This window comes from Brevibacillus sp. HB1.4B, assembly GCF_013284285.1.
Lineage (GTDB): Bacteria > Bacillota > Bacilli > Brevibacillales > Brevibacillaceae > Brevibacillus > Brevibacillus porteri.
Window position 1 is genome coordinate 1 of the sequence record NZ_JABSUT010000038.1, and the last position, 280, is coordinate 280.

A 280-nucleotide genomic window follows, 5' to 3' on the forward strand; every position below is an offset into this window, starting at 1 on the left:
TTTCTTTACCTCAAAAAGTAAAGAAGTTTCTATAATCGGGAAGTAGCTCAGCTTGGTAGAGTACTTGGCTTGGGACCAAGGGGTCGCAGGTTCGAATCCTGTCTTCCCGACCATCGATTTCTTGAAAAAAGATGGTTGACATGAATGTAACGCACATGATATATTGGAAATCTGCTGTTACTAAACAAATTGCAGATTGGTTGAAAAACACTTTAAAAAAGTGTTTGACACCTGAAAGTGGATGTGCTAACATGAAGTTCCTGCTAGTTTAGCAGAACTA

General features: G+C 38.9%; 1 tRNA gene. It reads left to right on the forward strand.

What is annotated here, in order from left to right:
* Positions 1 to 36: 36 nt before the first annotated feature.
* Positions 37 to 113: transfer RNA gene (locus HP398_RS30640), tRNA-Pro, on the forward strand.
* The last annotated feature ends 167 nt before the right edge of the window (positions 114 to 280 follow it).